Source organism: Pseudomonas sp. LS-2 (genome assembly GCF_003605735.1).
In the GTDB taxonomy this organism is placed as follows: Bacteria; Pseudomonadota; Gammaproteobacteria; order Pseudomonadales; family Pseudomonadaceae; genus Aquipseudomonas.
The window spans coordinates 66529-92370 of record NZ_QXTJ01000045.1 but is presented as its reverse complement, the minus strand read 5'-3'; the positions used below and the strand labels follow the sequence as shown (position 1 = coordinate 92370).

Annotated in this window: 20 protein-coding genes and 1 pseudogene; 7 read left to right on the top strand and 14 right to left on the bottom strand. The window is 59.8% G+C overall.

The window, feature by feature from the left end:
- Positions 1-38: 38 nt before the first annotated feature.
- The 4 genes and pseudogenes from D3M70_RS28945 to D3M70_RS28935 form a co-directional block, all read right to left on the bottom strand.
- Positions 39-1505 (bottom strand): AdeC/AdeK/OprM family multidrug efflux complex outer membrane factor, encoded by a 1467-nt coding sequence (locus tag D3M70_RS28945; protein WP_120129428.1) that lies wholly within the window; start codon positions 1503-1505, stop codon positions 39-41.
- A pseudogene (locus tag D3M70_RS28940) lies at positions 1502-4148 on the bottom strand (efflux RND transporter permease subunit); the annotation flags it as partial. The pseudogene D3M70_RS28940 and the gene D3M70_RS28945, both read right to left, overlap by 4 nt.
- A 1-nt stretch (position 4149) precedes the next feature.
- The coding region (locus D3M70_RS33800) for an efflux RND transporter permease subunit (protein ID WP_256660028.1) at positions 4150-4588 on the bottom strand (439 nt) is incomplete at its 3' end.
- A 3-nt stretch (positions 4589-4591) separates the two neighbouring features.
- Positions 4592-5734 (bottom strand): efflux RND transporter periplasmic adaptor subunit, encoded by a 1143-nt coding sequence (locus D3M70_RS28935; protein ID WP_120129425.1) that lies wholly within the window; start codon positions 5732-5734, stop codon positions 4592-4594.
- A gap of 253 nt (positions 5735-5987) precedes the next feature.
- On the opposite strand from D3M70_RS28935, the gene D3M70_RS28930 reads away from it, so the two are divergent.
- Positions 5988-6653, top strand: coding sequence for a TetR family transcriptional regulator (locus D3M70_RS28930; RefSeq protein ID WP_120129423.1), 666 nt, complete (start codon positions 5988-5990; stop codon positions 6651-6653).
- Positions 6654-6967: 314 nt separating this feature from the next.
- Positions 6968-7831, top strand: a complete 864-nt coding sequence (locus D3M70_RS28925) for a cache domain-containing protein (RefSeq protein ID WP_120129421.1) — start codon at positions 6968-6970, stop codon at positions 7829-7831.
- A 53-nt stretch (positions 7832-7884) separates the two neighbouring features.
- On the opposite strand, the gene D3M70_RS28920 is transcribed toward D3M70_RS28925, so the two are convergent.
- Positions 7885-9390 carry an MDR family MFS transporter gene (locus D3M70_RS28920; RefSeq protein ID WP_120129893.1) on the bottom strand — a complete coding sequence of 502 codons (1506 nt, stop codon included), beginning with the start codon at positions 9388-9390 and terminating at the stop codon, positions 7885-7887.
- Positions 9391-9817: 427 nt separating this feature from the next.
- Entirely contained in the window at positions 9818-10708 is an 891-nt protein-coding gene (locus D3M70_RS28915; protein WP_120129420.1) for a LysR substrate-binding domain-containing protein, read from the bottom strand.
- 163 nt (positions 10709-10871) lie between these two features.
- Between D3M70_RS28915 and D3M70_RS28910 the strand changes: the two genes are divergently transcribed.
- Genes D3M70_RS28910 through D3M70_RS32150 form a run of 3 tightly spaced genes read left to right on the top strand, consistent with a single transcriptional unit; the run spans position 10872 to position 14143 of the window.
- A complete protein-coding gene (locus D3M70_RS28910) occupies positions 10872-12509 on the top strand; it encodes a 5-guanidino-2-oxopentanoate decarboxylase (RefSeq protein ID WP_120129418.1) in 1638 nt (545 codons plus the stop codon).
- Between the two features lie 14 nt (positions 12510-12523).
- Positions 12524-13966, top strand: a complete 1443-nt coding sequence (locus tag D3M70_RS28905; RefSeq protein ID WP_120129891.1) for an aldehyde dehydrogenase family protein — start codon at positions 12524-12526, stop codon at positions 13964-13966.
- Positions 13967-13990: 24 nt separating this feature from the next.
- The gene (locus D3M70_RS32150) at positions 13991-14143 is read left to right on the top strand and encodes a hypothetical protein (protein ID WP_165869921.1); all 153 of its coding nucleotides are present in this window, start codon (positions 13991-13993) and stop codon (positions 14141-14143) included.
- Positions 14144-14164: 21 nt separating this feature from the next.
- Here the strand turns inward: D3M70_RS32150 and D3M70_RS28900 are convergent, their stop codons facing one another.
- Entirely contained in the window at positions 14165-15073 is a 909-nt protein-coding gene (locus tag D3M70_RS28900; protein ID WP_256660041.1) for an AraC family transcriptional regulator, read from the bottom strand.
- Between the two features lie 399 nt (positions 15074-15472).
- On the opposite strand from D3M70_RS28900, the gene D3M70_RS28895 reads away from it, so the two are divergent.
- Positions 15473-15826, top strand: coding sequence for an antibiotic biosynthesis monooxygenase family protein (locus tag D3M70_RS28895; RefSeq protein ID WP_120129417.1), 354 nt, complete (start codon positions 15473-15475; stop codon positions 15824-15826).
- Between the two features lie 93 nt (positions 15827-15919).
- Entirely contained in the window at positions 15920-16159 is a 240-nt protein-coding gene (locus tag D3M70_RS28890; RefSeq protein ID WP_120129415.1) for a hypothetical protein, read from the top strand.
- Here the strand turns inward: D3M70_RS28890 and D3M70_RS28885 are convergent, their stop codons facing one another.
- From D3M70_RS28885 to bglX, 7 genes are all read right to left on the bottom strand, one after another.
- Positions 16160-16783, bottom strand: coding sequence for a flavin reductase family protein (locus D3M70_RS28885; protein ID WP_120129414.1), 624 nt, complete (start codon positions 16781-16783; stop codon positions 16160-16162). It abuts the gene before it with no gap.
- 191 nt (positions 16784-16974) lie between these two features.
- Positions 16975-17376 (bottom strand): hypothetical protein, encoded by a 402-nt coding sequence (locus tag D3M70_RS28880; protein WP_120129412.1) that lies wholly within the window; start codon positions 17374-17376, stop codon positions 16975-16977.
- 421 nt (positions 17377-17797) lie between these two features.
- Positions 17798-18262 carry a hypothetical protein gene (locus D3M70_RS34360; protein WP_120129411.1) on the bottom strand — a complete coding sequence of 155 codons (465 nt, stop codon included), beginning with the start codon at positions 18260-18262 and terminating at the stop codon, positions 17798-17800.
- A gap of 300 nt (positions 18263-18562) precedes the next feature.
- Positions 18563-19894, bottom strand: coding sequence for an MFS transporter (locus D3M70_RS28870; RefSeq protein ID WP_165869920.1), 1332 nt, complete (start codon positions 19892-19894; stop codon positions 18563-18565).
- A gap of 192 nt (positions 19895-20086) precedes the next feature.
- Positions 20087-21418, bottom strand: coding sequence for a sigma-54 dependent transcriptional regulator (locus D3M70_RS28865; RefSeq protein ID WP_120129409.1), 1332 nt, complete (start codon positions 21416-21418; stop codon positions 20087-20089).
- Entirely contained in the window at positions 21412-23169 is a 1758-nt protein-coding gene (locus D3M70_RS28860) for an ATP-binding protein (protein ID WP_256660026.1), read from the bottom strand. The genes D3M70_RS28865 and D3M70_RS28860 overlap by 7 nt, the downstream gene beginning before the upstream one ends.
- A 166-nt stretch (positions 23170-23335) precedes the next feature.
- Positions 23336-25636, bottom strand: a complete 2301-nt coding sequence (gene bglX / locus D3M70_RS28855) for a beta-glucosidase BglX (RefSeq protein ID WP_120129408.1) — start codon at positions 25634-25636, stop codon at positions 23336-23338.
- Between the last annotated feature and the right edge of the window lie 206 nt (positions 25637-25842).

Here is a 25842-nt window from a genome sequence, read left to right as displayed (position 1 = left end):
AAACCCACCGAACGGTGGGTTTTTTATTGAGCGTTGAATCAGAACATCCGCATTGGCGGGACATCGCCCGACGTCGGTTTCTTCTGGCCGGCGGTGGTCTGTTCGTACCAGCCGCCACCAAGAGCGCGGTACAGGTTGACCTCGGCGGACAGTTGCGACAGACGGTCGGTGATCAGCGATTGCTGGGCACTGAACAACTGACGCTGAGCATCGAGGAAGGTCAGGTTGCTGTCGACACCGATACGATAGCGACGCTCGGCCAGACGGTAGTAGTCCTGGTTGGCGTTGACGAAATCGGTCTGCGCCTTGAGCTGATCGACGAAGGTCTTGCGCGAGGCCAGGCCGTCGGAGACTTCCTGGAACGCGGTCTGAATCGCCTTCTCGTAGTTGGCGACGCCGATGTCCTTCTGGATCTTGGAGTAGTCCAGGCTGGCGCGCAGGCTGCCTGCGTTGAAGATCGGCAGATTGATGGTCGGCGTGAACAGCCATGAGCCCGAGCCACCCTTGAACAGACCGCTCAGATCGCCACTCGCCGTACCGGCACTGGCCGTCAGGCTGATGCTGGGGAAGAACGCGGCACGTGCAGCGCCAATGTTCGCGTTGGCGGCCTTCAGGGTATGTTCGGCCTGAAGGATGTCCGGACGACGCTGCAGCAGTTCCGACGGCAGGCCAGCCGGCATTTCATTGAGCATGTCGGCGCTCAACGGTTGCGCGGCGGGCAGGTTGGCTGGCAGGCCGGTGCCCAGCAGCAGGACAAGGTTGTTCTCGTCCTGTGCGACCAGGCGCTGGTAACGGGCCAGACTGACGCGAGCGCTTTCGACGGAGGTCCGCGACTGCGCCAGGTCCAGGGCCGACGCCACGCCCACTTCGTTGCTGCGCGAGGTCAGACGCAAGCTTTCTTCGAACGCGCCCAACGTGTCCTGAGTCAGCTTCAGCAGTTCCTTGTCCGCCTGCCAGGTCAGATAGGCATTGGCGACGTTGGCCACCAGGCTGATCTGCGTACTGCGACGGGCTTCTTCACTGGCGAAGTAGGTCTCGAGGGCCTGCTCGCTCAGGCTGCGAACTCGACCGAACAGATCCAGCTCATAGGAGCTGACGCCCAGGCCGACCGAGTACTGGCTGGTGATGCGAGCCTCACCGGTCTGTGACAGGTCCCCCGGAACCCGCTGACGGGTGCCGGTGGCCTCGGCGTTCACTGCCGGATACAGGTCTGCACGCTGGATGCGGTACTGCGCACGGTATGCATCGATGTTCAGCGCCGCGACACGCAGGTCGCGGTTGTTCGTCAGTGCAGTCTGAATCAGCTGTTGCAAGGCCGGGTCATGAAAGAACTGACGCCAGCCCTGTTCAGCGGCTGCCTGGTTGGCCGCTTCGGCCGGCGAATACGCCGGACCTTGCGGATACTGAGCGGCCACCGGTGCTGCAGGTTGCTTGTAATCGGGGATCAACGAGCAGCCGCTAAGCACGAACGCGGTAACTGCCAGAGAGATCAGGGACTTGCTCATTGGCCAGCCTCATCGTGTGGGATGTGTTTCTGTTTGCTCTTGAACAGCGAGGATACCGATACGAAGAACAACGGTACCCAGAAGATCGCCAGGACCGTCGCGGTAATCATACCGCCGATCACGCCGGTACCGATCGAATGCTGACTGCCCGAACCCGCGCCGGTGGAAATGGTGAGCGGGACCACACCGAGGATGAACGCCATGGACGTCATCACGATCGGACGCAGACGCATGCGGCACGCTTCGATGGCGGCATCGGCCAGGCTCTTGCCCTGTTCATGCAGTTCCTTGGCGAACTCGACGATCAGAATGGCGTTTTTCGCCGCCAGACCCACCGTCACCAACAGACCCACCTGGAAGAACACGTCGTTCGACAGACCGCGCAGGCTGGTCGCCATCAACGCACCGATCACACCCAATGGCACGACCAACAGGACCGCAATCGGGATCGACCAGCTTTCATACAGCGCTGCCAGACAGAGGAAGACCACCAATACCGAGATCGCGTATAGCGCTGGCGCCTGCGAACCGGAGAGTCGCTCTTCGAACGACAGACCCGTCCACGAATAGCCGATGCCCTGTGGCAACTGCTGCGCCAGGCGTTCGATTTCAGCCATCGCCTGGCCCGTACTGTAGCCCGGTGCCGGAGTACCGAGGATTTCCTCTGCTGGAACACCGTTGTAACGCGACAGTTTCGGCGAGCCGAATACCCACTCGCCTCCGGCGAAGGCATCGAACGGAACCATGGTGCCGCTGGCGTTGCGTACGTACCATTTCTTCAGGTCTTCAGGGCTCATCCGGGATTTCGGATTACCCATGATGTACACCTTCTTGACCCGACCGCGGTCGATGAAGTCGTTGACGTAGTTACCGCCCATCGCCACCGAAAGGGTAGTGTTGATGTCCGATTGCGTCACGCCCAGGGCGCGCGCTTTCTCGTCATCGATGATCAGCTGATATTGCGGTTCGTCAGTCAGGCCGTTAGGACGCACGCCTGTCAAGACCTTGCTTTGCGCCGCCAGACCCAATAGCTGGTTACGCGCCTGCATCAGTTTTTCGTGGCCCAGGCCACCCTGGTCCTGCAAGTACAAGTCGAAACCGGTGGCGTTACCCAGTTCCAGTACCGCCGGAGGAACGACAGCGAAGGACATGGCGTCACGGAAACCGAAGAAGTGAGCCTGAGCCCGCTTGGCCACTTCAAACACGGTGTTCGATGAATCACGCTCTTCCCATGACTTGAGCATCACGAAGCCAAGGCCGGAACTCTGACCACGACCGGCGAAGTTGAAGCCGTTGACAGTGAACACGGACTGAACGCCCGGGTCGGTCAGCAGGAACTCACGCATCTTGTCCAGGGTGTTCTGAGTACGCTCGGCCGTGGAGCCGGGCGGTGTCTGTACCTGGGCAAAGATCACGCCCTGGTCTTCTTCAGGCAGGAACGCAGTCGGGATGCGGGTGAACATCCAGATCATGCCGGCGAAAATCAGGATGTAGACCAGGAACGCCGGGATCTTGTGACCAATGACGTTACCCACACCACGCTCGTAGCTCAGTACGCCACGGTCGAAGGTGCGGTTGAACCAGCCAAAGAAACCCTTGCGCGGTTGGCCGTGCTTCTCAGGGTCGATCGGCTTGAGCATTGTGGCGCAGAGGGCCGGGGTAAAGACCAGTGCGACCAGTACCGAAAGCGCCATCGCAGAGACCACGGTAATCGAGAACTGCCGGTAGATCACACCCGTGGAGCCGCCAAAGAACGCCATCGGCAGCAGTACTGCCGAGAGCACCATCGCGATACCGACCAACGCGCCCTGGATCTGCTCCATGGACTTGCGCGTGGCATCTCGAGGCGATAAATGGTCCTCGGCCATCACCCGCTCGACGTTTTCCACGACGACGATGGCATCGTCCACCAACAGCCCGATGGCCAGCACCATGCCGAACATCGTCAGCGTGTTGATGGTGAAGCCTGCGGCGGCAAGGATGCCGAATGTGCCGAGCAATACGACCGGAACCGTCATCGTGGTGATGATGGTGGCGCGGAAGTTCTGCAGGAACAGGTACATCACCAGGAATACGAGGATGATCGCTTCGCCCAGTGTATGGACTACGCCGTTGATCGACTCTTTTACAACCGGTGTCGTGTCATACGGGTAAACCACTTTCATGCCTGGCGGGAAGAACGGCTCCAGACGGCTGATGGTGTCCCGGATGGCCTTGGCGGTGTCCAGCGCGTTCGCGCCGGTCGCCAGTTTGATCGCCAGACCGGAAGCGGGTTTGCCGTTGAACTGTGCGTCGACGCTGTAGTTCTCGCCGCCCAGACCGATGCTGGCGACGTCTTTCAAGCGGACTTGAGAGCCGTCCTGATTGACCTTGAGCAGAATGTCGCCGAACTGCTCTGCAGTCTGCAGACGGGTTTTACCGATGATAGTGGCGTTGAGCTGCTGGCCTTTGACTGCCGGCAGACCACCGATCTGGCCCGAGGAGACCTGAACGTTCTGTGCGGTGATCGCGGTTTTGACGTCAACCGGGGTCAACTGGAAGTTGTTGAGCTTGTCCGGGTCGAGCCAGATACGCATCGCATACTGCGCACCGAACACCTGGAAGTCACCCACGCCCGGTGTACGAGCGATCTGATCCTGGATGNCGTCTTCGGACACCAGACCGACCACCAACAGGAAGTTCTTCACAGCCTTGGTTACGCGCAGGCCCTGCTGTTGCACCTCTTGGGGCAGCAGCGGGGTCGCCAGGTTCAGCTTGTTCTGGACCTGAACCTGCGCGATGTCGGGGTTGGTACCCTGGTTGAAGGTAACGGTGATGGTCATGCTGCCATCGGAGTTACTTTCCGAGGAGATGTAGCGCAGGTTGTCGATACCGTTCATTTGCTGTTCGATCACCTGGACCACGGTGTCCTGCACGGTCTGTGCGGACGCACCTGGGTAGGTCACCTGAATCGCGATGGCCGGTGGCGCAATGGCCGGGTACTGGTTGATCGGCAATTTGAGGATCGATAGAGCCCCGACCAGCATGATCACGAGGGCAATTACCCACGCGAAAATGGGGCGGTCGATGAAAAACTTCGACATGGATCAGTTACTCCCTTGCGCGGGAGCCGGGGCGGCTGCTGGCTTGACGTTGGTCGCCTCGGCCACTTTCACTTCCGCGCCTGGCTTGACGTACTGCAGGCCTTCGGTGATGACGCGATCACCCGCGTTCAGACCCTTCTCGATGACCCAGTCGGTGCCGCTGGTGCGGTTGGCAACCAGAGTGCGCAGCTCCACCTTGTTGTCCTTGTTGACGACAAGTGCAGTGGGCGTGCCTTTCAAGTCACGGGTAACGCCCTGCTGTGGGACCAGAATCGCCTGCTCGTTCACACCGGATTGAAGACGCGCGTGCACGAACATGCCCGGCAGCAAGGTGTGATTAGGATTCGGGAATACAGCGCGCAGGGTGACCGAACCTGTGGTCTGATCGACCGATACTTCGGAGAATTCCAGTTTGCCATCGATGGGGTACTGACTATTGTCTTCAAGCGTCAGCTTGACCTTCGCGGCATTGTCACCGGCTTTCTGCAACTTGCCGCTTTCCAGCTCTCTACGCAGGCGCAGCATTTCAGTCGACGACTGGATGACGTCGACGTAGATCGGGTCGAGTTGTTGAATGGTCGCCATCGCATCGGCCTGGCCGTTACTGACCAGTGCACCCTCAGTCACCAGCGAGCGACCGATACGGCCGGAAATCGGCGCGTACACTTTGGTGTAGCGCAGATTGATCTGGGCTGTCTGCACGGCGGCCTGAGCTTCGCGAGAGTTGCCGACGGCCGTATCGTATTCCTGACGGCTCACGGCCTGCTCATTGATCAGCTGCTTGTATCGGCCCGCCAGAGAACTGGTCGCGTCGTATGTCGCCTTGGCGCTGTTGAGGTTGGCCTCATAGACCGCAGGATCGATCTGATACAGCTGTTGACCGGCCTTGACATCGGTGCCTTCGGTAAACAGACGCTTGAGGATGATGCCGTTTACCTGAGGGCGAACCTCTGCCACGCGATAGGCAGTGGTGCGACCGGGCAAGTCGGAAATCAAGGTGTAGGGCTGGGGCTGGATGGTCACTACGCCGACCTGAGGGGGCGGCGGGGCAGCCGCGGCCGCTTCTTCCTTTTTACTGCATCCGCTGAGCAGCGATGCCAGGGCGACGGCAGTGACCAGTACGGTAACAGCTGGCTTGAATTGCATGAAGATCCTCGGGTCAAGAGCCTGGGCTCATGAGAAGTGGAAAGGGCGTAAATGGGTTTCCGGCTGGATAAGTAGCAAGCTAATGAATATACTTACGTTCACGGTTGTTTGTAAACACCGAAGACTGCGACATGCGAACGCAGGAAGGGTATCGATTGTAGGTCCGGGACAAGGCATTACAAAGGCCGCCCGGCATGCTGTTCAGGCCGCTCGAGCACAGAGCCTGAGGCATTTTCATTGAGGTTTTACTGCCATGGTTCGACGCACGAAAGAAGAAGCTCAGGAAACACGCCGGCAGATTCTCGAAGCGGCCGAGCAGGCTTTCTACGAGCGCGGCGTTGCGAGGACCACGTTGGCGGACATTGCGAACCTGGCGGGCGTGACCCGTGGCGCGATTTACTGGCACTTCAGCAACAAGGCCGATCTGGTGCAGGCTATGCTCGACAGCCTGCACGAGCCTCTGGAAGAAATGGCGCGCGCCAGCGAGAGTGCAGATGAAGTGGATCCGCTGGGATGGACGCGCAAGCTTCTGGTCCATTTGTTTCAGCAAGTTGCGATGGACCCAAAAACCCGCCGCATCAATGAAATTCTTTTTCATAAATTCGAATTCACCGATGAAATGTGTGACATGCGGCGTCAGCGTCAATTCGTCTGGCTCGATGCCAATGAGCGTATCGCTCTGGCGTTGAGCAACGCTGCGCGCCAGGGGCAACTGCCCGCCGACCTCAACCCTCAGCGAGGGGCGATCTGTCTGCATGCTTATATACACGGCCTGCTTGGCCAGTGGTTACTGGTGCCAGACAGCTTCCCGCTGTACCAGGACGCCGAACGCCTGGTCGATACCGTGCTGGATATGCTCCGTTTCAGTCCTGCCCTGCGAGACCCAGCTGCATCGTCCTGTGTCGAGGGCGCGCGGTAGCGCCGTTCAATCACAGCAAATATCTGCAAGCCACGCCAACCGTGTCCTGCAGGGCTCGACTATAACCGTGTGGCGGTTAGCCTGCATCTATACATGCGTACGATCTGATTGAACAGGTGGTTTACCGACCCTTTACCGACTTGTGAATACGCATTCAGCAATCTGACAGCCTGCTGGTACCGTCCCGGCGTCACCGCCCTGCTTCCCATAGTGCAAATCCTCGTTGCTCGATCCGGATCAGTTCCCTCAATACTTTCCTATTGCCATCCCCCGTCTACTCTTGCATCCAGACCAACAAGAACGGAGTTAGCGCGATGCCAGTCGTTTCGGAATGTGGGGTGTGGAGAAAATTCGCGGTTGTCGCGCTTGCCTGTCTTTTCGTGGGGCAAGTGCGGGCGGCGGGCGATGAAGTGCAGGAGGCGGCAGCGGCCAAAGCACTGCTGGAAAAGGCAGTGGCCCATTATCGGGAGGTGGGGGACAAGGCACTGGCCGAGTTCAGCCGTCAGGGCGAGTACGTCGATGGAGAGCGCTATGTTTTCGTCACGGATACCAGCGGCGTCATGCTCGCCAGTGGCGGGCCCTCGGTGGTGTTGATCGGTCGCGATGTTTCTTCGGTTCTTGACCCTGAACTGCAGAAAGGCTTCAAAGAGGTTCTGACCACCCCGGAAAGTGCCGGAATTCAGCAATCTGAATACCGCTGGAAAAACCAGAACGATGGCAAGGTCGAGCGCAAGCGGGTTTACTTTCAGCGCATCGGCAATCGTGTGCTGGCCGTGGGTTATTACCTGCCGCGGGCGTCGCCGGAGCAGGCGAAAGCGCTGCTGGCCAAGGCGTCCAGGGCGCTGGAGCAGGATGAGGACGGCACCATCAAGGCGATCAACGACCTCAAGGGCGGCTTTCTTCAGGATGATCTCTACGTGTTCGTGGTCAATGTCGACACCCGGCGTTATGTCGCCCACGGCACTAATCTGCGGCTGGTCAATACCGACTTCAGCAAGGTCAAGGATCCGGAGGGCAAACCCGTCGGCATACCCATGCTGGACATGATCAAGAAACAGCCCGAAGGCGAATACGAGTACCGCTGGCGTAACCCGGTCACTGGCAAGATCGAACACAAGCACGCCTACATGCGTAAGGTCGGCGATTTCCTAGTGGCGGTGGGGTATTACAACGGTTGAACCGGCCCGAAGGATTTAATGTGGAGCCGGCCAGAGACGGGATCGTCTCGACGTCAACGATCCCTGTCTTCCCGCCCGCGCAGCAGGTTGTTCGGCATGGCCAGCGCTGCTGCAAGGCCCAACAACGAGACGGCGGCGCTGATCATCAGCAAATGCTGGAACGTCACCGACAACTGCCCGCGCAGCAGCTCCAGCGCCGGGCCGCTTGCGGCGTGCAGGCTGTCCATCAGCAGATTGCCTGAACTGCCTTCGCCCAGTGACGCGCCACTGACCTGGCCCAACCCGGAACCGGCCAGCATCGCCAGCAACAGCGCCGACATGCTCGCAACACCTACTGCGCCGCCCAGAGAGCGGAACAGGTTCGTGGTGCTGGTGGCCACGCCCATGTCTTTCATTTCGACCGAGTTCTGCGTGCCCACCAGTGATGTCGGAAATTGCAGCCCGCTGGCGATGCCGGTAAGCACCATGAACAGACCCGTCAGGATCACTGATTCTGGCGGGGTCAAGGCTATGCCCAGGATCGCCAGCGGCATCAACAGCGCACCGGCCAGAATGATCGGCTTGTACCGGCCGGAGAGGGAAGTGCGGCGCCCGCCGAAATAGGCCCCCATGGGCATGCCGATTGCCAGTGGCATCAGGTGCAGCGCGGCACTGTCTGCGCCGCCACCGGTCACGGTCTGGAAGCGCAGTGGCAGCAACACGATCAACGAGATTGCCTGAAAACTGGTGAAGAAAATCGTGCACCAGCACAACACGGCGCTGCGGTTGGCGAACAGGTGCATGGGCAACAGGGGTTCGTGGGTCCGGCGTTCGTACAGTACGAAAACAAGCAGGGCTATCAAGGCTACACCGAGTTGAATCAGCACCTGATCATCATGCCAGCTGTGGCCCTGACCGATTTCGGTGATGCCGAGCAACAGTGCGGTCAGCCCGATGATCATCAGGATCGTTCCGAGGTAGTCGATGACCGGTTTGCGTTGCGGAACCGGCAGGCCTATGAGCGTCTGGCGCGCCACCCACCAGGCAATCAGACCCAGCGGCAAATTGATGATGAAGACCCAGCGCCACGACAGATACTCCGTCATGAAACCGCCCAGCACAGGGCCCGCCACGCTGGCCGCGGCGTACATCCCACTGAAGTAACCCTGATAACGACCGCGTTCGCGAGGCGGCACGATGTCGCCAATGATCGCCTGGCTGACCGAGACCATGCCGCCTGCGCCGATGCCCTGTAGTACTCGTGCCAGCACCAGTTGCTCCATGCTTTGCGCCATGGCGCAGAAGAGGGAGGCAACGGTGAAAGTCCCGAGGCCGAACAGCATCAGGCGCCGGCGACCGTACAGATCACCGAGCTTCCCGTAGATCGGCACGGCTACGGTCAGGGCCACCATATAGGCCGAAATGACCCAGGCGAGCAGGTCGAAATCCTGGAATTGAGCGGAGATGGCTGGCATTGAGACCGCGACGATGGTCTGATCCAGCGCGCTGAGAAAGACGGCCATCATCAGCGCGAACAGAATGCTGCGGATGTCGGGGCGGGTTTGATTGAGGCTGGTCACGAACGGGGACTCGAACTGGCAGATTGACCCGCCGTAAACCACAGCGGGAAAAGGGGTACCAGTCTAGTCCGTTAGCTTGCTAACCGACAGCGGCGCTCATCGATCCTTTTGCCAGTGCCGTCAGCGTAGCGCGCTGAAGCTGGCATCGGTTGGTGTGCAATGGCCAAACGTGCACACCACTGCCATACGTGGCTGTTGTCGCAGTTGCTCGATACGCCAGGCGCCAGCCGCATAGATGCTCAGAACAGTCAGGACAGCGACTACATAAACGCATTGTCTTTTTATTGTGGTTCTCATGACGTCTGCCTCGATCCGGTAAACATTATTTTTGGACGGACAGGATGAGTGTAGGTCGGGATTGCCATGATGGCGTGGTGACGGGGGATTGAATGTTTTTATCGGCGGCCAAGCGCCTGAAGGCTGAGTTTTAAGCGACCTGGCGCTCTGCCGCCTGCGCCAGCAACCAGTCCAGCAACTCCTGTAATTGCGGGGATGATCCGGCTCGTTTCGGGTAGACGAAGTAGTAAGCGGCGCCCGTTCTCACCTTCAGATCGAACGGCATCACTAGCCGGCCGGCGCTCAGGTCGTCGCCAATCAGTGCCCAGTCGCCGATGGCCACGCCCGACCCTTGAGACGCGACGGTCATCGCCAGATCCAGCGTATCGAAGTGCTGTCCTTTGCCGATGTTGCTCAGCGTCGTTCCGGCGGCCTTGAGCCATTGCTCCCAGTCTCGCTGATCGCGGGTCGGGTGCAGCAACATGTGCTGTTCCAGGTCGCGCAACTGCCCAAGCGGCGTCGCGCCATCAAGCAGTGATTGTGAGCAGACCGGTGTGAGTTGTTCGTCGAAAATATGATGAACCTGCATCGATCCGTCGGGACGCGCGCCGTACACCACTGCTGCATCGAATGCCTCACGGCGAAAATCCACTGCATGCTGAACCGTGGTCGTCAGTTCCACCGCAGCGTCCGGACGTTCCTTTTGCCACTGCAGCAGGCGTGGCAGCAGCCAGCGCATCATGCAGGTCGGCGCCTTGAGTTGCAGCGCCTCGCGCTTGACGCCGACCTGATCGACCGCTTCATCGATCAGGGCAAATACCTGCTGGATCCTGGGAAACAACTCGCGACCTTGTGCGGTCAGGCTCAAGCCTCGGGCCTGACGCTGGAACAGGCTATAACCCAGATGATTTTCCAGGCCGGAAATCTGCCGGCTTACCGCGCCTTGAGTGATGTGCAGCAGTTCTGCCGCCCGCGTGAAGTTGCAGCACTGAGCCGTGATCAGGAAGGTGTGCAGGGCGGGAAGGGGAGGCAGACGTTTCATCGGGCGCGCAGGCATGAGTGGAGAACATGCCTAAGCATGACATTTTTTGCGTTGTCACCGATATGTCCGCACGGTTCCAATGACCTCTATCTGCTGCATCTGGCGAGGGCCAGCTCAGCAGGGTCGAAATCCGGTTTTTCAGAACGAATAAAGGTCCAGACAAATGGCGACGTGCGGCGAAGTATTGGTCAAGTTACTCGAGGGATACGGTGTCGAGCAGGTGTTCGGCATTCCCGGCGTGCATACGGTGGAGCTGTATCGCGGGCTGGCGAGCTCCTCGATCAACCACGTGACCCCGCGCCACGAGCAGGGCGCCGGTTTCATGGCCGACGGCTATGCGCGTACCAGTGGCAAGCCGGGTGTGTGCTTCATCATCACCGGGCCGGGCATGACCAATATCACCACGGCAATGGGCCAGGCCTACGCCGATTCGATCCCGATGCTGGTGATCTCCAGCGTGCAATCGCGCAGTCAGTTGGGTGGAGGCCGGGGCAAGCTGCATGAGCTGCCTTCGCAGAGCGTGCTGGTGGCGGGCGTCGCGGCGTTCTCCCACACGTTGATGTCGGCCGCTGAATTGCCGTCGGTGCTGGCGCGAGCCTTCGCCCTGTTTCAGGCGGCGCGGCCGCGTCCGGTGCATATCGAAATCCCGCTGGATGTCCTGGTCGAGAATGCCGATGACCTGCTGCACAGTCAGCCGGTGTCGATCTCGCGCGCCGGACCTGCGCCGTCCACCATCAAACAAATGGCCAGTTTGCTCGCAAACGCCAGGCGTCCGTTGATTCTGGCCGGTGGCGGCGCAATCGATGCCGCCGCTGCACTGACCGAACTTGCCGAAAAACTCGACGCGCCGGTTGCGTTGACCATTAACGCCAAGGGCATGCTGCCGTCCAGCCATCCGTTGTTGATCGGCTCGACGCAATCCCTTGACCCCACCCGCGAAATCATCGAAGCCGCCGATGTGGTGCTGGCCATCGGCACAGAGCTGGCCGAGACCGACTACGACATCACGTTCCAGGGCCATTTCAAGATTCCCGGCACGCTGCTGCGCGTTGACATCGACCCCGATCAAACCGTGCGCAATTTCCCGCCCAAGGTCGGGCTGGTGTCCGACGCACTGACGGCGACCCAAGCGCTGGTCGCTGCATTGGCTGAGCAACCTCTGGCCGAACGTCAGAGTGACTGGGGTCACAAACGCGCCGCAGCACTGAAAACCACGCTGGACGCGTCGTGGGATGAAGCCACTCGCGGGCAAACCCTGTTCCTGCAAACCGTGCTCGAGGTATTACCCGAGATTGTGATCGTGGGTGATTCGACCCAGCCGGTCTACACCGGCAACCTGACCCTGGATCTGGACAAACCTCGTCGCTGGTTCAACTCATCTACGGGCTACGGCACCCTGGGTTACGCCTTGCCAGCCGCTATTGGCGCCTGGCTGGGCAGTCAGGACGCTGGCGAGCGCAATCCCGTGGCCTGCCTGATCGGCGACGGTGGCTTGCAGTTCACCTTGCCGGAGCTGGCCAGCGCCGTTGAAGCGCGCACGCCGATCATTGTCCTTTTGTGGAATAACCAGGGTTACGAAGAGATCAAGAAATACATGGTCAACCGCGCCATCGAGCCTGTTGGCGTGGACATCTATACCCCGGATTTCATTGGCGTCGCCAAGGCCCTGGGCTGTGTGGCCGAAGCGGTCGGCGGTGTCGAGCAACTGAAAGCGGCTTTGAATGCGGCGAATGACCGCCAAGGCCCGACCGTCATCGAAATCGACCAGCGCAGTTGGATGAATGGATTGAAAATATCGTGAGTGAGGCAGGTGTTGTGAGTCCGGTTTTGGCAGGTCTGTACATCGATGGGCAGTGGTGCACCGGTGGCGATCAACTGACGGTGATCGATCCGTCTACTGAAGAGCGATTGGCAATCGTCGCCAGCGGCGATGTTGGTTCCGTGGATGATGCCGTTCAGGCTGCTCGCGCTGCGTTCGGTGCCTGGTCGAAAACCACTGGCGCGGCGCGGGCGATGATCCTGCGCAAGATCGCCACGGGTGTAGCGGACAGGCGTGAAAGGCTGATCGAATTGCAGTCGAGCAACAACGGCAAGCCAGGCTTTGAAGCTGCCATCGATGTCGACGATGTGATTGCCACGTTCAACTATTACGCCGGGCTGGCCGAAGCCTCCGATGGTCAGCAGAACCGTGAAATCGAATTACCGAGCGATGATTTCACAGCGCGTTTGCGTCGCGAACCTTGCGGCGTGGTCGGGCTGATCGTGCCATGGAACTTCCCAATGGTAACCACTGCCTGGAAGCTGGCGCCGGCGCTGGCAGCCGGGTGCTGCGTGGTCCTGAAGCCTTCGGAGGTCACTCCGCTGGCCGAGCTGGAACTGGCGCAGATCATCGCGGCCAGCGGCCTGCCGACCGGGGTGTTCAACGTGGTGTGTGGCACCGGTCTTGCGGTCGGCGCGCCGATGTCCGGGCATCCGGGCATTGCCAAGGTGTCGTTCACCGGCAGCAACGCGGTCGGCGTGCAGGTGATGCAGCGGGCGGCGGAAACCATCAAGGGCGTGAGCCTGGAGCTGGGCGGCAAGTCTTCCCTGATTGTGTTGGCCGATGCCGATCTGGATCTGGCCGTGGAGTTGGCGAGCGGGGGCGGCTATTTCAACGCCGGTCAGATGTGTTCGGCCACCAGTCGGGTATTGGTCGCCAAGGAACTGCTCGAGCCTTTTCTTGAGCGCATTGTCGCCAAGGCGCAGTCGATCAAGGTCGCCGGGCCGAAGGAAGACGGCGCCGAGATGGGCCCCTTGGTCAATCAGGCGCAGTACCAACGGGTGATTGCCCACATCGACGCCGGAAAAGACACCGGCGCGCGTCTGTTGTGCGGCGGCAAACGCCCGCCCGATCAGCCTCGCGGATATTTTTTGCAGCCTGCGGTCCTCAGCCATGTGCCCCTCGACAGTGCCCTGTGGCGTGAAGAAATTTTCGGTCCGGTGCTTTGCGTGAGGGGCTTCAGCTCTGAAGCCGAGGCAATCGCCCTGGCCAATGATAGCCAGTTCGGATTGGTTGCCAGTGTGGTCGGTCGTGATACCGCCACGACCGAGCGTGTCGCCAACGCGCTACAGGCGGGGCTTGTGTGGATCAATGCGCCGCAGGTGATCTTCCCTCAGACGGCGTGGGGCGGTTACAAGCAAAGCAGCCTCGGCCGCGAACTGGGGCCGTGGGGCATGCAGGCTTTTCAGGAAATCAAACACGTCGTTCGCGCCGTCTGAATCGGGTCAGAAATTGGCTCACGCATGCCTCGCAACAAGGCGTGCGTCGAGCGGCTCAGACAGTATTTTTCCGGCAAAAGAGGGCAATTGCGTCAATGGACGGTCACGTTCATTCGCGACATCGCCGCGACCATTAAGACCGCGCAGGAGTGTGATGGCGTGTCACTGAGCGCCTGATGCGCGCTGGTCAGGAAAAAATCAAAGCGTCTTGCGCAGGCGCGCCAGATCCCGCAAGGGTGGCGCGCCGAACAGACGGCTGTACTCGCGGCTGAACTGCGAAGGGCTTTCATAGCCGACCCTGTATCCGGCCGCCGAGGCCTCTATTCCGTCCGCCAGCATCAAGCGGCGGGCTTCCTGAAGGCGCAATTGTTTCTGGTATTGCAACGGACTCATCGCGGTCACGGCCTTGAAGCGATGGTGCAGCGTCGAGACGCTGAGGTTCACTTCCCGAGCCAGTTCCTCGATGCGCAGCGGTTGCTGGAAATTGTGGTTGAGCCACTTGATCGCTTGGGTGACGCGATGGGTCTGGCAGTTGGAAATGGCAATTTCATACAACCGATAGCCTTCACTCCCGCGCAGCAGGCGGTAAAGGATTTCGCGGGTGATCAGCGGCGCCAGCATGGGAATGTCTTTCGGGCTGTCCAGCAACCGAATCAGGCGAATCACCGCATCCAGCAGCTGCGAATCGATACGCTCGACATACATCCCTCGGCCGCTGGGGCGAGTCGGGACACTCATCGGGCCAGCTTCGGCGATCAATGCGTTGATCTCGGCAGGATCGATGTCCAGGCGCATGGCCAGATGCGGATCTTCGGGGGTGGCGTAGATCACCTTGCCGCTGATCGGCAGCGCGACCGACAGCACCAGATAGTTGAGCGGGTCATAGGTGAACAGTTCGCCGCCCAGCGTCACGTCTTTCCGACCCTGGGCCATGATGCACAAGGCGGGTTGGACCAGCCCCGGCACCGATTGCAGGGGGCGGTCGTGGCGGACCATGAACAAGGGTTTGATCAGCGTCTGGAAACTGCCATCGGCAGGGGCATGACGGCGTATCAGCTCTGCCAGCTCGGCACGCTGTTGTTCCATCTGCGCGCTCAGCTCAGGCATGGGCCGGGGGTCTGGCACTGCACTGGTTGCGCAAGGCTCAATGGCGGTAGGCAGCATGGGTGGGTCCTCTGACGAAGCGTCGATGTATCACAGCTTATTTTTGTGCAATCGCAAGCGTTAGGCGAATCCTGCAGGATGATTGCCTGATTCTGCTGAGGGTTCACGTTTGAGGCGACGAAACGCCGTGTTCGGTAGGCCCGATTGCTCGAAAGTCCCACAGGATGCGCTTCGAACCCGAGCTTTCATGCGTAAGGGATAAACCGGATGCGCGCAGAATCAGGCAATAACCGGGCAGTAATCGGCTACCGGTGTTTGCGCTCCGGCCTCTAATCTTCACTTCCAGCCGCACCTCCCTTTTCTGATCGCGGTCGATTCAAGGCCGACCAAAGGAGCAGGACCATGCACAGCACTTCAGTCGTGAGCCATCAGGTAACGATTCGCGCCAGAGCCGGATACAGCGCGCAAGTGGGCGCGCGCTTGAGCACGTTAATCGCTTCATCCTCCAGCGCCGCAGGTTGTCTGCATTTTGCTCTGCAACAATCCATGACCGAGCATGATGTCTGGGCTATCAGCGGAATGTGGGCTGACAAGTCAGCGATGAACGACTGGTTGGCTGCGCCGGAGCTTGAGATATTTTCCGAGTTGGTCACTGAGCTGCTTGTCCGGAGTCTGGATTTCCAGACCTTCGCCATCGTGGCCTCAGCCCAGGCTGAACAGGCTTACGGATCTGCGACCGCGAGAAAGGCGGGCTGATGAATATCTGTAGCAGACGCTGCCAGTAACCAAAATTGACTCCATCCGTTTAAAATCCTCGCCTTTCCCTTCTCTAGGCAGGATCTTCCTCCCATGGCACGCAAAGAATTCCAGCATTACGAAGCCGTTTCCGCCGCTGTTCCTGGCGACGGTGGCTATAGCGCCGCGATTGCCGTCAAAGGCCTGGGGGCGGGCGGTGCGCCCGCTTTTCATCGGGTACTGCAGGATCAATCGTTCAAGACCGCTCTGGCTGCCGATCAGGCCGCTGTCCTGGAACTGGAGCGGCTGATCGATGTGACTTCCGAGGGCGAGCTGATGTTCGCGCAGGACTGATCAGGCTTTCGGGCGGTACATCTTGAACAACGCTTCAGGGCCGAGCTGGAAATAGTCGGCCGGGCCGCCGCCGCGCAGGATCGGCTCGCCGGCTGCGGTGTCATAAACCCCGTCCTTGAGCAGCCGTTTGGCGATATGAATCGCCACCACTTCGCCCATGATCAACCAACTTGGCACGACCTCTTTGTCGGCGCGCTGCAGCTGGATGATCTGCGTCACCTTGCACTCGAACGCTACCGGCGTTTCCTTCACCCTCGGCACCGAGACGATACGTGAGGGTTCAGCGGTGAGATTTGCCAGCTCGAACTCATTGACGTCCGCCGCGACCGGTGCGCAGCTCATGTTCATTTGCTCGGCGAGCGGCCGTGTCGCCAGGTTCCAGACGAACTCGCCGGTCTGCTCGATGTTATTCAGGCTGTCCTTGCGACCGATGCTGCAGAAACCAATGATCGGCGGCACATAGTTGAACGCGTTGAAGAAGCTGTACGGGGCCAGATTGAGTTTGCCTTGTGAATCCTGCGACGAGATCCAGCCGATGGGACGCGGGCCGACGATGGCGTTGAAGGGGTCGTGGGGTAGCCCGTGGCCTTTAGAGGGTTCATAGAAGTGAATATCGTCTGACATGGCGCGTTTCCTGGAAGAGGTGTAGACGACAGGTCTGCATCAGCGACGCCTGTCTGCTCAGAATGAAGGTCGTCATAGTGCAAGGCATTGTGTATGGATTCCAGACCTTGCCGCCTGGCGTGGCAAAAAAAAAAGCCTGGCATAAGCCAGGCTACAAAGGGAGTTCGAGAGGTGAAACATGTAAAGCGGTGTTAGCTGACGCGGTTGTTACCTACGCGGTCTGCGCCATCGGCGGCCAGACGGTTTGCACCGACGTGGTCAGCGCCATCGGCAGCTTGACGGTTATTGCCAACGCGATCAGCGCCATCAGCGGCCAGGCGGTTTGCACCGACGTGGTCAGCACCATCGGCCGCTTGACGGTTGTTGCCAACGCGGTCAGCGCCATCGGCGGCGAGGCGGTTCGCACCGACGTGGTCGGAACCGTCGGAAGCCTGACGATAAGTACCGGTGTGCGAAGCATTGGTATGAGATGAACCACCTTCAGCGACGACATTGCCGTGCAATACAGAGTGGTTATCGGAAACCGGCAGAGCGAATGCGCTGGATGCCAGGATGGACAGACTTAGGCCAAACAGGATATTCGAAGTTTTCATGATGATTGCTCCATCAAAGTTCAATAATTTTTCAACTTGGGTATGGAGCTAATGTTACGCGCGTACGCATTAAGTAGAAGTTAACAAGATTGCTATCCACCATCGCCGAAAATGATAGTTGCCCCTGGCGCCCGGTTTTAAAGCGCTCCAGCGGATTTTGTCCTGAAACGGGGCGCTTTCTGTCTAATCTGACAGATTTGGCTCTTGACAGCTTTTTGTTTGTGTGATTTTAAAATTTTGCCGCGTTGGGGTGCAGGATTGTGTGTAGTACGAGGCGATTGTGGTGCGGATCGGGCATCTCAGGGAGATCGGTGCCCGGCATAAGGCGCAAACGCAGAAGATACGGGGCTTGTGACGATTTTTCGCGCCGAAAAAAATCAAGCCCGGCAAAGGCCGGGCTGGGAAGGGAACCGTGCAGCGATCAGCTCAAACGGTTTGCACCCACATGATCAGCACCGTCTGCAGCCAGACGATTTGCACCAACATGGTCAGCGCCGTCGGCGGCAAGGCGGTTAGCGCCTACGTGGTCAGCGCCGTCAGCGGCAAGGCGGTTGGCACCAACGTGGTCAGCGCCGTCAGCAGCAAGGCGGTTGGCGCCTACGTGGTCAGCGCCGTCAGCGGCAACACGGTTGGCACCTACGTGATCGGAACCGTCAGCGGCAAGGCGGTTGGCACCTACGTGATCAGCGCCGTCAGCGGCAAGGCGGTTGGCACCTACGTGATCAGCGCCGTCAGCGGCCACACGGCCGATGTTGGTGTGGGAGGAACCATTTTCTGCAACTACCGGTGCGTTGATATGTTTGCTTGCGTCAACGGCTGGAAGTGCGAAAGCGCTAGTTGCCAAGATAGAGAAGGCGAGACCGAAAATCAGTTTGTTAGTTTTCATGGTAGTTGCTCCAGATCGATTCAATGAGTGTGTAACTCGGTATGGAGTTAACTTTACTCGGCTCTGGATTATTAAAAAGTCAATCGCATTGGTAGCGATCATCGTTGAAATTGATACTACAAAAAGCCGCCGATGATTCAGCCACTTAGCTGTCATGACAGCGAAAAAAAAGGGCAGCCCGTTCCCGCGGCTGCCCCCTGGTTGTTCACCCTAACTCCCCGTAGCAGCCCGGCTTGCCGGCGGTTGCGATTTCGATGACGCCACCGCCGGCAAGCCGGACTGCTACAGGTCAGAAACCGGTCAGTCGTTCTCGATCCGTGAGTGCTTGCGGGTGTCTTTCATGAACACATAAACCAGCAGCGAACAGGCGATACAAGCGGTCACGTACCAGTAGTAACCCGTCTCCATTCCGATGCTCTTGAACCACAGGGCGATGTACTCGGCAGTGCCGCCGAAGATCGATACGGTCAATGCGTAAGGCAGGCCGACACCGAGCGCGCGGATTTCGGTGGGGAACAACTCGGCCTTTACCACGGCGTTGATCGAGGTGTAACCGCTGACGATGATCAGCGCGGCCATGATCAGGAAGAACGCGCCCCACCAGGTCTGAATGGTGTGCAGGGTGGTGAGGATCGGCACCGTGCACAGGGTGCCAAGCACGCCGAACGCGATCAGGATCGGACGACGCCCCACTTTGTCCGACAACGCGCCAATTACCGGCTGCAACACCATGAACAGGAACAGCGTAGCCGCAGAAATAGTGGTGGAGTCGGTGATGCTCATGCCGACCGTGTTCACCAGGTATTTCTGCATGTAGGTAGTGTAGGTATAGAAGGCCAGGGTGCCGCCCATGGTCAGGCCGACCACGGTCATCAATTCCTTGGGATGACGCATCAGCGTGCGCATCAGGCTTTCTTTGGGCTCTTCTTTCTTCTTGGTGAAGGACTCGGTTTCCTCCATGCCACGGCGCAGGAACAGCGCAACCACTGCGCACAGCGCGCCGATGGCAAACGGAATCCGCCAGCCCCAGGCATTCAGTTGTTCAGTGGTCAGGGTCTGTTGCAGGACAATCAGCACGCCCAGCGCGATGAGCTGCCCGGAAATCAGGGTCACGTACTGGAAGCTGGAAAAGAAGCCCCGACGTTCCTTGGTGGCCATCTCGCTGAGGTAGGTGGCCGACGTGCCGTATTCGCCGCCTACCGACAGGCCCTGCAGCAAACGCGCGAACACCAGGAGTATCGGTGCACCGACGCCGATGGTTTCGTAACCCGGCGTCAGCGCGATGATCAGCGAACCGAAGCACATCAACAGTACCGACGCCATCAGTGCAGCCTTGCGGCCCTTGCGGTCGGCATACAGCCCCATCAGCCAGCCACCGATCGGGCGCATCAGGAAGCCCACGGCGAAGATTGCGGCGGTGTTGAGCAGTTGTGCAGTGGTGTCGCCCTTGGGGAAGAAGACTTTGGCAAAGTAGAGGGAGAAAGCGGCATAGACGTACCAGTCGTACCACTCGACCATGTTGCCGACCGAACCTGAGAAAATGGATTTCAGGCGGCTCGTGGTGGTCTTGGTGGTTTTTTCAGCAACAGGCGCGGCGGTCGATCCGCTGGACACAGAGTTGGGGATAGCCATGAGGTTTCCTGCAAGTCATTGTTTTTAGAGGGAGCGCAGCGATGCGGTCTGGCGGGAGTGATAGCAGGAGCTGTGCCAAACCCCGAGAGGGCCGGTTTAGAAGGGTTTGCCGGGAAGGGATGAGCGGAAATCCGCCTATACGTGTTTAACGAACAAGCGAAAAATTGCCGATGCCCAATGTGTCACGCGCCACTAGTCGGGTAAAAACATCTCCCTGACCAACCCGTGGCGCTGCATCTTCTCGTTCAACGTGCGGCGCGGCAGTTGCAGCTCATTGAGCACCGCCTTGATATCGCCATGGTGACGGCTCAAGGCAGCACGCAGGCAATGGGCCTCGAAAGCCTCTTGCTGCGCGGCAAGCGACTTTCCGGCAGGCATGTCCACCGAGGCAGGGTTGTCCAGCCCCAAGACTTGGCGCTCCGCTGCGTTGGCGAGTTCTCGCACGTTCCCCGGCCAGTCATGGCTCAGCAAATGGGTCAACTGGTCACCCGTGAGTGTTGGCGCGCGACGGCCCATGCGCTCGGCCGCCTGGCGCGAGAAGTGCCCGAACAGCAATGGAATGTCTTCACGCCGCTCACGCAACGGCGGCAACCGCAATTCAGCGATGTTCAGACGATAGGCCAGGTCTTCGCGGAAGCGACCGGCTTTGGCTTCTTCGAGCAGATCCGGTTTGGTCGCGGCAATGATGCGCAGATCGACCTCAATGCTCTGATTGGAGCCCAGCCTTTCAAGGCGCCGGTCTTGAATCACCCGCAGCAGTTTCACCTGCTGGGCGAGGGGCATGCTTTCGATTTCGTCGAGAAACAGCGTGCCACCGTGGGCAAATTCAAGCTTACCGATGCGCTTGCCCTGAGCGCCGGTGAATGCGCCGCTCTCATGGCCGAACAACTCGGCTTCGAACAGTTGTTCGGGAATGGCCGCGCAGTTGACGGCGACAAAGGGTTTGTTCGCCCGAGGACCGAACTCATGCAGACAGTGGGCGACCATTTCCTTGCCGCTGCCGGTTTCTCCTCGTATCAACACGTTGACCGGCAGTTGCGCCAGGTCCTGAACCTGGCGTCGTAGCGTCTGCATTGCGGGTGATAAACCAAGCAACGTGGCGTCGAGGCGCGAGCGGTTGTCGGCCAGTTCATGGAGTCGACGGTTTTCCAGCACCAGCGTGCGTTTTTCCAGAGCGCGGCGCAGACTGCCGAGCAGTGTTTCCGGGGTGAAGGGCTTTTCGAGGAAATCGTAGGCACCGTCGCGCATGGCATCGACGGCCATGGGCACGTCACCATGGCCGGTCAGCAGAATGATGGGAAGATCAGCGTCGCGTTTCTGCAATTGACTCAACAGCTCCAGACCACTCATGCCGGGCATGCGCACGTCGCTCAGCACGACACCGGGGAAGTGCTCGGGGATTCGCGCCAGGCAGTCTTCGGCGCGGCTGAACACCTGCACGTCAAAACCTGACAACGACAGCCATTGCTCCACCGCTTGGCGGATGGGCATCTCGTCGTCGACCACGATCACCGAGTTCAGCATGCGGGGGGCACCTGCGAAGACTTGGGCAGACAGAAGAAAAACCGTGCGCCATTGTTCACGTTTTCGGCGCTCAGGCGACCCCCTCCTTCATGCACGATGGCGTAGGAAACCGCCAACCCCAGCCCGAGGCCGTCGCCCACGGGTTTGGTGGTGAAAAACGGGTCGAAAATGTTCGCCAGATGTTCGTCGGCAATGCCACCGCCGCTGTCAGCTACCGCCAGACGCCAGTGATCACCGTCGCTGTCGATGTGGATCTCCAGGCGCTTGAGCGGTTTTCCGCTCATGGCGTCCAGAGCGTTACGCAGTAAGTTGATCAGCACCTGCTCCAGACGAATGGCATCGCCACGAATCCAGGCCGGTCGGGTGAGGTCCAGCACACAACTGACTCTTTCTTCACGAATCCGCGCATCGAGAAGCAGCAACGCCTGATCGACCACGCCAGCCAGATCCACTCGTTCGCGCAGACCGCTGGGGCTTTTGCGGGCGAAGGTCTTGAGATGGCCAGTCAGGGCGGCCATGCGGGTCAATTGTTGATCGAGAGGGAGCAGCGCTTTGTAGGCATCGTCGATGCGGCCGTGATCGAGCAGCAGACGCAGGGTCGCCAATTGCATGCGCTGGGCTGTCAGGGGTTGGTTGATTTCATGGGCGAGCGCGGCAGACATCTGCCCCAGCGCCGCCAGTTTCGTCGATTGGACCAACCCGTCCTGCGCGGTTTGCAGGTCCCGCGTCCGCTCTTCCACCAGTTGTTCCAGTTCTTCCCGGCTGCGTTGACGCATGCGCGCCAGTCGCCAGCGTTGGTAAAGGAACAACCCGAGAAACACCAGCGTCAGCCAGGTGCCGGCCGCAGCCAGCGCCGCGTTGCGGATGTCCTCCGCGGCAGGTTGGGGTTTACGCAGCAGATGCAGGGTCCAGCCTTCCGGTTGTAGCGGCAGCGATTGCCAGAGGTAGGCTGCCGTACCATCCGGCGCCGCAATCTGGCTGAGATGGCTATCGTCGTTGAACGTGCGAAGTGGCTGATGAATCAAGGGCGTCAGCGGCTGCTTGTCGTACTGGCGGGTGCTGCCCAGTTCGCTGCGATCCTGATCGGACAGCGGGCGTAGCGAGCGATAGCGCCAGCCAGGCTGATTGGCGATGAATACGATACCTTTCGCGTCGCTGACCAGCAGCACGTCATCGCCCTGCGCCCAACTGTGTTCCAGGTCCGGGAATTCCAGTTTGACCACCATGGCGCCAATGAACTGCCCGGCATCGTCGCGCACCGCATTGGACAGGAAGTAACCCGGGATGCCACTGGTCACGCCGACCGCATAGAAACGCCCGACGCCATTGGCTTTGGTCTGAGTGAAGTAGGGGCGGAACCCATAATTGTGGCCGACATAACTGCTGGGCAGTTTCCAGTTGCTGGCGCCGATCGCCAGGCCGTTACGGTCCAGTAGCTCCAGTGTCGAAGACTGCGCCGCGCCGTTGATCTGCTCAAGCTTGAGGTTGAGTGCCTGCGTGGTTTCGGCGCTGACGGGCGCTTTCAGAGCATCTCGAAATTGTGGGTCAAGCGCGAGTACGGCGGGGAGGGCGCGGTAGCGCTCGATCAGGGTTTGAAGGGTATTGGCGTAGAGGGAGAGCTGGTCCCGAGCGCGATCTGCATCGTCTTCCAGGGAGTGGCGCTGAGCCTGATGCATGGCCAGCGTCGCGACGATCACGGCACCCGCGAGGATCAACAGGACATACAGGAGCAGGCGAGCGTAGCGGGGCATGGTGGGCAACCCAGAATGATGAACCTGTAGGAGCGCGCTTGCCCGCGATTGCGTTTCGTCAGTCATGGCAAAGGGTGAATGACGGACCGCAGTCGCGGGCAAACGCGCTCCTACAACGTTATCCATCTGCGGCGGGGGCGATGTCCGCCCCGCGTCGACAGCAGGTTTACAGCAGGTTGAACGTCGTTTCTTTTACATCATTGGAATCCAGGCCGATCATCAGCTTGAATTCGCCTGCCTCTGCGGCGTACTTGAGCGAGGGGTTGAAGAACTTCAGATCTTCCTCGGTCACGGTGAAGCTCACGGCTTTCTCTTCGCCTGGCTTCAACATGATCTTCTGGAAGTTCTTGAGCTCCTTGACCGGACGACTGATCGACGCAGCGACATCGCGCAGGTACAACTGAACGACGGTTTCACCCGCGACCTTGCCGATGTTCTTCACCTGCACGGTGGCCGTCAGCTTGTCTTTGCGCGTCATCTTGTTGATGGACAGAACCGGCTCCGACACGCTGAATTGTGTGTAGCTCAAGCCATAACCGAACGGGAACAGCGGGCTGGTCGGCTCTTCGAAGTAGTTCGAGGTGTAGTTCGAATCGTTTGGACGATAAGGACGGCCTGTGTTCAGGTGGTTGTAGTACGCAGGCACCTGACCCACCGAACGGGGGAAGGTCATCGGCAGTTTGCCCGACGGGTTGTAGTCGCCGAAGAGGACGTCAGCCAGCGCGTTGCCGCCTTCGGTCCCCAGGAACCAGCTTTCCAGCATGGCGTCGGCCTGCTTGTTCTCTTCGCCCAGCGCCAGTGGCCGGCCGTTCATCAGAACGATGACCAGCGGTTTGCCAGTGGCCTTGAGGGCCTTGATCAAATCACGCTGACGACCCGGCAGTACGAGGTCAACACGGCTGGCGGCTTCGTGGGACATGTTGCGTGATTCCCCGACCACGGCGACGACCACGTCAGACTGTTGAGCGACCTTGACCGCTTCGTCGATCATCTCCTGCTCCGGACGACCGTCGATGTGAATCTTGTCGTCCATGTTGTTCAGGTAGGTGATCGCTTCCTGATTGTCGGTGACGTTGGTGCCTGCGGCATACAGCAGCTTGGCCTTGTCGCCGACAGCGTTGGCCAGTCCGTCATAAGCGCTGATCGTCTGACGCGCCAGGCCGGCTGCCGACCAGCTGCCGAGCATGTCCAGCGAGCTTTTGGCCAGCGGACCGATCACGGCGATGGTGCCTTGTTTCTTCAATGGCAGGGTGTTGTTGTCGTTCTTCAGCAAGACCATGCTGCGGCGAGCCACGTCGCGCGCCTCGGTGCGGTGCAGACGGTTCTCGGCGTCACGGTCGGCAGGGTCGTCCACTGCCGCACCGATGCGCAGGTAGGGGTTGGCGAACAGCCCCATGTCCCACTTCGCGCCGAGCACTTCACGTACGGCGCTGTCGACTTCCTTGACCGATACTTCGCCGTTCTTGACCAGCGCCGGGAGTTCTTCGCCGTAGGCCTTGTCGTTCATGCTCAGGTCCACGCCTGCCTTGATGGCCAGCTTGGCAGCTTCGCGGAAGTCCTTGGCGACGCCGTGGTCGATCAGTTCCTTGATCGCGCCATGGTCGCTGACGGTCACGCCCTTGAAGCCCCAGTCCTTGCGAAGCACATCCTGAAGCAGCCAGGCGTTGGCGGTCGAAGGCACGCCGTTGATCGAGTTCAACGCGACCATGACACCGCCCGCGCCAGCATCAATGGCAGCGCGGTACGGCGGCAGGTAGTCCTGCTGCATGCGCACTGGGCTCATGTCCACGGTGTTGTAGTCGCGACCGCCTTCCACCGCGCCGTATAGCGCGAAGTGTTTGACCGCCGCCATGATGCTGTTCGGTGCTTGAGTGCTGGTGCCCTGGAAGGCGCGGGTCATGGTCGCGGACAGGCGTGAAACCAGATAGGTGTCTTCGCCGAAGCCTTCGGAGCTCCGTCCCCAACGGGCATCGCGAGTGATGTCGACCATGGGCGCGAAGGTCATGTCCACGCCATCGGCGGCGGCTTCGATCGCCGAAACGCGACCGGCGCGAGTGACGGCGTCCATGTCCCAGGTCGATGCCAGGCCCAGGCTGATCGGGAAGATGGTGCGCTGGCCGTGAACCACGTCGTAGGCGAAGAACATCGGAATCTTGTTGCGGCTATGGGCGACCGCGGCGTCCTGCATGGCGCGGTTATCGGGCAGCAGGACGGAGTTGAAGGTGCCACCGATCTTGCCGGCCGCGATCTCCTTGACGATTTCCGACTTCGGCATTTCCGGGCCGATGCTGATCAGGCGCAGTTGACCGATCTTTTCGTCGAGGGTCATCTGCTTCATCAAGTTGGAGATGAATGCATTCTTGGCTTGCAGCGTCGAGAGATTACTGGCGGGGACGGTTGCCGTTTGCGCCCAGGCGGACTGACTGGCCAAACCGATGACAAGACTCAGTAAACACAGCTTATTCATGAATGATTTTCTCAAGGCGTGAACCGGCAACTCGCGCGAAATACCGGGTGGCCTTTGTTTTCGGTGTGAAACCTTTGGTTTTTATTGTCATCAGGACGAGGCTGTCGCTGAACTCTCGATGCATCCAGGCATCAGTAGCGCAGCGAGTTTTATCTGATTGCGGTTCGGCAATCCAGTGCCCTGACAACGCGATGGGGCAAGATTAT